5 protein-coding genes and 1 pseudogene are annotated in these 6,901 nt (G+C 73.9%); 5 read left to right on the top strand and 1 reads right to left on the bottom strand.

Annotated features, from left to right (window positions below):
- On the bottom strand, positions 1 to 541 hold a 541-nt coding region (locus tag Tther_RS13810), incomplete at its 3' end, for a phosphatase PAP2 family protein (RefSeq protein WP_143904375.1).
- A 77-nt stretch (positions 542 to 618) separates the two neighbouring features.
- Here Tther_RS13810 and Tther_RS12500 point away from each other — a divergent pair.
- The 5 genes and pseudogenes from Tther_RS12500 to Tther_RS12480 all read left to right on the top strand — a co-directional run.
- A complete protein-coding gene (locus tag Tther_RS12500) occupies positions 619 to 1,650 on the top strand; it encodes a ligase-associated DNA damage response exonuclease (RefSeq protein WP_143904373.1) in 1,032 nt (343 codons plus the stop codon).
- The gene (locus Tther_RS12495) at positions 1,647 to 3,344 is read left to right on the top strand and encodes an ATP-dependent DNA ligase (RefSeq protein ID WP_143904371.1); all 1,698 of its coding nucleotides are present in this window, start codon (positions 1,647 to 1,649) and stop codon (positions 3,342 to 3,344) included. The genes Tther_RS12500 and Tther_RS12495 overlap by 4 nt, the downstream gene beginning before the upstream one ends.
- A complete protein-coding gene (locus Tther_RS12490) occupies positions 3,341 to 5,872 on the top strand; it encodes a ligase-associated DNA damage response DEXH box helicase (protein ID WP_143904369.1) in 2,532 nt (843 codons plus the stop codon). Before Tther_RS12495 ends, Tther_RS12490 begins: the two co-directional genes overlap by 4 nt.
- A gap of 8 nt (positions 5,873 to 5,880) precedes the next feature.
- A complete protein-coding gene (gene pdeM / locus Tther_RS12485) occupies positions 5,881 to 6,660 on the top strand; it encodes a ligase-associated DNA damage response endonuclease PdeM (RefSeq protein WP_143904367.1) in 780 nt (259 codons plus the stop codon).
- A gap of 33 nt (positions 6,661 to 6,693) precedes the next feature.
- Positions 6,694 to 6,901 (top strand): annotated as a pseudogene (locus Tther_RS12480) (transketolase); the annotation flags it as partial.

Here is a 6,901-nt window from a genome sequence, read left to right as displayed (position 1 = left end):
AGCACCGGCAACTGGGCGGCGCGGTGTTGTCGCTGGTGGGTGTGCTGGTGGTGCTGTCCCAGGGAGAGCCCACCAAGCTGCTGGCCCTGCAGCTGGTGCCCGGCGACGCCTGGATGCTGGCCGCCGCCAGAAACGCCATGGCCGTATGCCCGGACGGAAAACTGTTGCGCAACAGCGCGGTGCCGATCGCGTGCACCCCCTCTGGCCCCAACACGGCCAGCGGGCGGGGTGCATGCCAGGCCCACTTGAGCCCGTGCACCAGCACCGTGGTGGGCAACGCCGCCCACACCAGGGCCGTCAGCCATGGCGTCGAACGCGGCAGCGCCAGCAGCACCAGCAACACCAACAGCGCCAGCGCAAACTGCGTATCCCCCAGCCAGGTCAGCAGCCACCACAGGGTGTCGGGCAGCCCCATGGTGACGCGTTGGGTGGCTTGCAGCGCCGCCACGTCGTATCCGCCCACGCGCAGCGACGCGGCCAGCACGGCCGCAACCGCGGCGGGCGCGACGCACCAGCGCCAGACCAAGGGTGGAGAGGACATGCGGACGGCAAAACGGTGGTTGAAGGTCGCGCCGATCTTAGCGGAAGGGTCATGACCGGCTGGCTACACTGTTGGCCATGACCGACAGTGGGGCGTTGGTGGTGTTGCGCCCGCAGGGGCTGTACTGTCCAGCGGGGGATTTTTTTATCGACCCGTGGCGGCCGGTGGCGCGTGCCGTCATCACCCATGCGCACGCCGACCACGCACGCCGCGGCCATGGCGCCTACCTGGCACACCGCGACAGCGCGGGCGTGCTGCGCGCACGCTTGGGCGCCGACATTGCGCTGCAGACGGTGGACTACGGCGCGCCGGTGACGTGCGGCAACGTGCGCGTGTCGCTGCACCCAGCGGGCCACGTGCTCGGCTCGGCGCAAGTACGGCTGGAACACCGGGGCGAGGTCTGGGTCGTCTCCGGCGACTACAAGGTCGAAGCGGACACCACCTGCACGCCGTTCGAGCCGGTGCGCTGCCACACCTTCATCACCGAATCGACCTTCGGCCTGCCGCTGTACCGCTGGCGCCCCCAAGTCACCGTGTTCGACGACATCCGCGCCTGGTGGCAGGCCAATGCCACGGCCGGGCGTGCCAGTGTGCTCTACGCCTACGCGTTGGGCAAGGCGCAGCGCCTGCTTGCCGGCCTGGGCACGGCACCCATCGGCCCGATCGTGGTGCACGGGGCGGTGGAGACGATCAACCAAGCCTACCGCGCCGCGGGGGTGGCGCTGCCCGCCACGCAACGCTGGGGCGACGGGCGCGCCCCCGCCGAGGGGCAGCGCGCCCTGGTCATAGCGCCGCCGTCGGCGCAGGGCTCACCCGGGCTGCGCCGCCTGGGGCCGTATGCCGATGCGATGGTCAGCGGCTGGATGCAGCTGCGCGGCACGCGCCGCCGCCGCGGGGTGGACCGGGGCTTTGCGCTGTCGGACCACGCCGACTGGCCGGGGCTGCTGCAAGCGATTGGTGCCAGCGGCGCGCAACGGGTGCTGGTGACCCATGGCCAGGTGGCGCCGCTGGTGCGCTACCTCAAGGAGCAGGGGCTGCAAGCGGACGCGCTGCAGGCGCACTACCGCGGTGAAGACGGCGCCGACGCCTTCGAGGACGAGGCGCCATGAAGGCCTTTGCCGCGTTGTTCCAAACGCTGGACGCCACCACCTCGACCGCGGCCAAACAGGCCGCGCTGCAGGCCTACTTCCGCTCGGCGCCGCCGGCGGATGCGGCCTGGGCAGTGTACCTGCTGGCGGGCGGCAAGCCGCGCCAGTGCGTGCCCGCGCGCCGCTTGCGCGAGCTGGCGCGCGCCGCCGCCGGCTTGCCCGCGTGGTTGTTCGACGAGTGCTACCAGGCGGCGGGCGACCTGGCCGAAACCATCGCCTTGCTGCTGCCGCCCGCGCGCGCGCCCGAGGAGCACAGCCTGGCGCACTGGATGCACGCGGTGCGGCAATTGCGCACGCTGCCCGAGGCGCAGCGCGACGTCGCCCTGCGCGCGCAGTGGGAGCGCCTGAGCACCGAGCAGCGCCTGCTGCACGGCAAGCTCATCACCGGCGCGTTGCGCGTGGGCGTGTCGCGCCAGCAGGTCACGCAGGCGCTGGCCACGGTGGCCGGGCTGCCGCCAGCGCTCGTCGCCCAGCGCCTGATGGGCTACACGCGCGCCGACGCCTGCCCGGGGCCGCAAGACTACCTGGCGTTGGTGGCGCCGTGCGCGCCGATGCGCACCGATGCCGCGGCCACGGCGGCGTCAGCGGCTGCCGCGCCGGATGCGCAGCCCTACCCGTTTTTTCTGGCCCACCCGCTGCCCGCCGAGCCGCAGGACCCGCTCGCGTTGCTGGGGCCCGTGGCCAACTGGATCGTGGAGTGGAAGTGGGACGGCATCCGCGCCCAGCTGGTGCGCCGGCAGACGGTGGCGCTGTGGACGCGCGGCGAGGAACTGGTCACCGACCGCTACCCCGAGCTGGCCGCCGTGGGCCAGCGCCTGCCGCCCGGCACCGTGCTCGACGGCGAAATCGTCGTCGTCGCTGGCGATGCGGTGCAACCCTTTGCCGCGCTGCAGCGGCGCATCGGCCGCCAGCGCCTGACGCCGGCCCTGTTGCGCGAATTGCCGGTGGCGCTGGTCGCCTACGACATGCTCGAAGCCGACGGCCGCGACTACCGCCGCGAGCCACAGTGGCAGCGGCGCGCGCGCCTGCAGGCGCTGGTGGACACGCTGGCCGACCCCGCGCTGCGCATCAGCCCCACCCTGCCCACCAGCGCCGGGACCGACTGGGCGACACTCGCGCAGGCGCGCCGCAGCGCCCGCACGCAGGGCGCCGAGGGGCTGATGCTCAAGCAGCGCGACGGCGGCTACGGCATCGGGCGCACGCGCAGCGTCGGCACCTGGTGGAAGTGGAAGGTCGACCCCTGGACCGTGGACGCGGTGCTGGTCTATGCGCAAAAAGGCCATGGGCGACGCGCCGGGTTGTATTCCGACTACACCTTTGCGGTCTGGAGCCACGCCATCGGCCACCCGCAGCGGCAACTGGTGCCGTTTGCCAAAGCCTACGCCGGCCTGAGCGATGCCGAGATGGCGCGTGTGGACGCCATCATTCGCCGCACCACACGCGAGAGCTTTGGCCCCGTGCGGGCGGTGGAGCCGACGCTGGTGTTCGAGCTCGGCTTCGAGGGCATTGCCCGCAGTCCACGCCACAAAAGCGGGGTGGCGGTGCGGTTTCCGCGCATGCTGCGCTGGCGCACCGACAAACCCGTCGAGGAGGCCGACTGCCTGCCCACGCTGTTGGCGCTGCTCGACGCCACCGGCCCCGGAGGTGGGCCATGACCCGCGCGCCGCGGCCTGGCACCCGCGCGCTCGGGTCCGCCGAGGCCTGGATGCGCGCGCGGGGCTGGGTGCCGTTGGACTTCCAGCGCCAGACCTGGGCCGCCATTGGCGCCGGTCACCATGGCCTGCTGCACGCCACCACCGGCGCGGGCAAAACCTACGCGGTCTGGCTGGGTCTGCTGCAACGCCATGCGGCCCCGCCGGCCGCCACGGGTGGCCCCCGGCTGTTGTGGATCACGCCGCTGCGCGCGCTGGCCGGCGACACCGCCGCCGCGCTGCAAGCCCCGATGGCGGCACTGGCCCCCGGTTGGCGGCTGGGCGTGCGCACCGGCGACACGCCTGACGCCGAGCGCACGGCGCAGCAGCGCCGCTGGCCCGAAGCGCTCGTCACCACGCCCGAAAGCCTGAGCCTGCTGATCGCACGTGCCGACGCCCCCGCGCTGCTCGCGCAGGTGGCGGCCGTGGTGGTGGACGAATGGCACGAACTGCTGGCGAGCAAGCGCGGCGTGCAGGTGCAGCTGGCGCTGGCGCGTCTGCGCGGCTGGCAGCCGGCGGTGCAGGTCTGGGGCATGTCGGCCACGCTGGCCAACCCGGACGAAGCCGCCGCCGCGCTGCTTGGCCCCACCGCGGCCGCGTCCGCCGCGCACGTGCGCGCGCCGCAGGCCAAACCGATCACGGTCGACACCCTGCTGCCCGCGCAGGTGCAGCGCTTTGCCTGGGCCGGCCATTTGGGCGCGGCCATGGTGCCCGCCGTGGTGGCGGCACTCGAGGGCTGCCGCAGCGCGCTGCTGTTCACCAACACCCGCTCGCAGACCGAATGGTGGTACCAGGCCCTGCTGGACGCACGCCCGGACTGGGCCGGGCAGATCGCGCTGCACCACGGCTCGCTCGACCCGCAGGTGCGGCGCTGGGTGGAGCACGGCCTCAAAACCGGCGCCTTGCGCGCCGTGGTCTGCACCTCCAGCCTCGACCTGGGGGTGGACTTTGCGCCGGTGGAGCGCGTGCTGCAGATCGGCTCGCCCAAGGGCGTGGCGCGGCTGCTGCAGCGCGCCGGGCGCAGCGGCCACGCGCCCGGCCAGCCGTCGCGCGTGACGCTGGTGCCCACACACGCGCTGGAGCTGGTCGAAGCCGCCGCCGCGCGCGACGCGGTGCAGGCCGGCCGGATCGAGCCACGACCAGCGCTGCGCGCGCCACTGGACGTGCTGGTGCAGCACCTGGTGACCGTGGCACTGGGCGGGGGGTTTCGCCCCGAGGCGCTGCTGGCCGAGGTGCGCACCACCCACGCCTACGCCGACTTGTCGGACCAGGATTGGCGCTGGTGCCTGGATTTCGTGCGCCACGGCGGCGCGTCGCTGCACGCCTACCCCGAATACCGCCGCGTCCAACCCGACGCCAGCGGCGTTTGGCGCGTACCCGATGCGCGGCTGGCGCGCCGCCATCGCCTCAACATCGGCACCATCGTCGCCGACGCCCAACTGGAGGTGCGCTACCTCAACGGCGCGCGCCTGGGTACGGTCGAAGAAGGCTTTGCCGCGCGCCTGCGCCCGGGGGAGTGTTTCGTGTTCGCGGGCCGCACGCTGGAGCTGGTGCGACTGCACGAGCTCACCGCCTGGGTGCGCGATGCACGCGGTCAGCCACCGCGCGTGCCGCGCTGGCAGGGCGGGCGCATGCCCCTGTCCACCACGCTGGCCGACGCCGTGGTGGCCCGGCTCGAAGCCGCCGCCCACGGCGTCTTCGACGGACCGGAAATGGCCGCGGTGCAACCCCTGCTGGCCCTGCAGGGGCGTTGGTCCCGTCTGCCCACCCGCCAGCACCTGGTGGCCGAGGTGCTGCACGACCGCGAAGGCTGCCACCTGTTTGTGTACCCGTTTGCCGGGCGCGATGTGCACGCGGGCCTGGCCGCCTGGCTGGCCTGGCGCGCCGCCCAGGCCCAGCCGCGCACCTTCTCGCTGGCGGTCAACGACTACGGCTTGGAGCTGCTGTGCGCGCAGCCCGTGGATTGGGCCGCGGCGCTGCCGCGCTGGCTGCAGCCGCCGGATCGCGCGACGCTGCAGGCCGAGCTGCTGGCCAGCCTGCACGCTGCCGAACTCGCCAAGCGGCGCTTTCGCGAGATCGCGCGCGTGGCGGGTTTGCTGGAACCCGGCCACCCCGGCCAGCGGCGCCCGGCGCGCCAACTGCAGGCCTCCGCCGCCTTGTTTTGGGCGGTGTTTTGCCGCCACGACCCCGACAACCGCCTGCTGCACCAGGCGCAGGCCGAGGTGCTGATGCAGGAGCTCGACCTCGACCGCCTGCACGACGCGCTGCAGCGCATGGCGCGTCAGACGCTGTGCCTGCAAACGATCGCGCGCCCCACGCCCCTGGCGCTGCCGCTGTGGGTCGAGCGGCAGCGCGAGCGGCTCTCCAGCGAAACCCTGGCGGCACGCCTGCAGCGGCTGGTGGCGCAACTGGAGCGCGCCGCCGACGCACCCGCACGCGCCGCCCGCGGCCGCGGGCGCCGGCGCGCCAATCCCACGCAGGAGGCCGCTTGAGCACCCCCATGCACCCTGAGCGGCACCCCGAGTGGCGCCCCGCTGCGGGCAGTGTGCCGCCCCCCCTCGTGCTGCAGGCCGGCACCGACCGGCCCGAGGCGACGCTGTGGCTGCTGCCCGAGCGCGCGCTGTGGTGGCCCGCCGGCGCCACGCTGTTCGTGGCCGACGTGCACCTGGGCAAAGCGGCCGCCTTTCGCACCGCCGGGCTGCCGGTGCCCGGCGGCACCACCCAGGACAACCTGCAGCGCCTGGGCGCGCTGCTGACGCGGCACCGCGCACAGCGCCTGGTCGTGCTGGGCGACTGGCTGCATGCGCGCAGCGGGCGCACCGCCGCGGTGCTCGACGCCCTGCTGGCGTGGCGGCAGGCCCACGCGGGGCTGGCGTGCGTGCTGGTGCGCGGCAACCACGATGGCCGCGCGGGCGACCCGCCGCGCGTCCTGGAGATGACCGTCGTCGACGAGCCGTGGCCCTGCGGCCCATGGCAGTGCCGCCACGCGCCACCCCCACCCGACGATCCCCCCGGCGCGCACGAGCGGGCCGAAGGCATCGCGCTGTGCGGCCATGTGCACCCGGTGTGCGTGCTGCACGGCCCGGCGCGCGAGCGGCTGCGCCTGCCCTGTTTCGTGCTGACACGGCAAGCGCTGTGGCTGCCGGCGTTCGGCGCGTTCACCGGCGGGCATGCGGTGCCCGCCGCCCCCGGGCGCGTGCGCTGCGCCGTGCTGGACGACGCCGTTTGCCCCATCGAGCGCCCGCCGCCGCAACCCTGGCGCATCGTGCCGCCCGGCTAAAATTGGGGGTTTACCCGAATTGGGACCCCCACCATGAGCTCTCCGCGTGTGACGCCCACCCGCATGGCCCATGCCATCCGGGCGCTGGCGATGGATGCCGTGCAGCAGGCCAACAGCGGCCACCCCGGCGCCCCCATGGGCATGGCCGAAATGGCCGTGGCGCTGTGGAGCCGCCACCTCAAGCACAACCCGGCCAACCCCGCCTGGGCCGACCGTGACCGCTTCGTGCTCTCCAACGGCC

The sequence above is a fragment of the Tepidimonas thermarum genome, from assembly GCF_007556705.1.
In the GTDB taxonomy this organism is placed as follows: domain Bacteria; phylum Pseudomonadota; class Gammaproteobacteria; order Burkholderiales; family Burkholderiaceae_C; genus Tepidimonas; species Tepidimonas thermarum.
The sequence above is the reverse complement of the archived record's forward strand: the minus strand, read 5'-3'. Positions and strand labels throughout refer to the sequence as shown.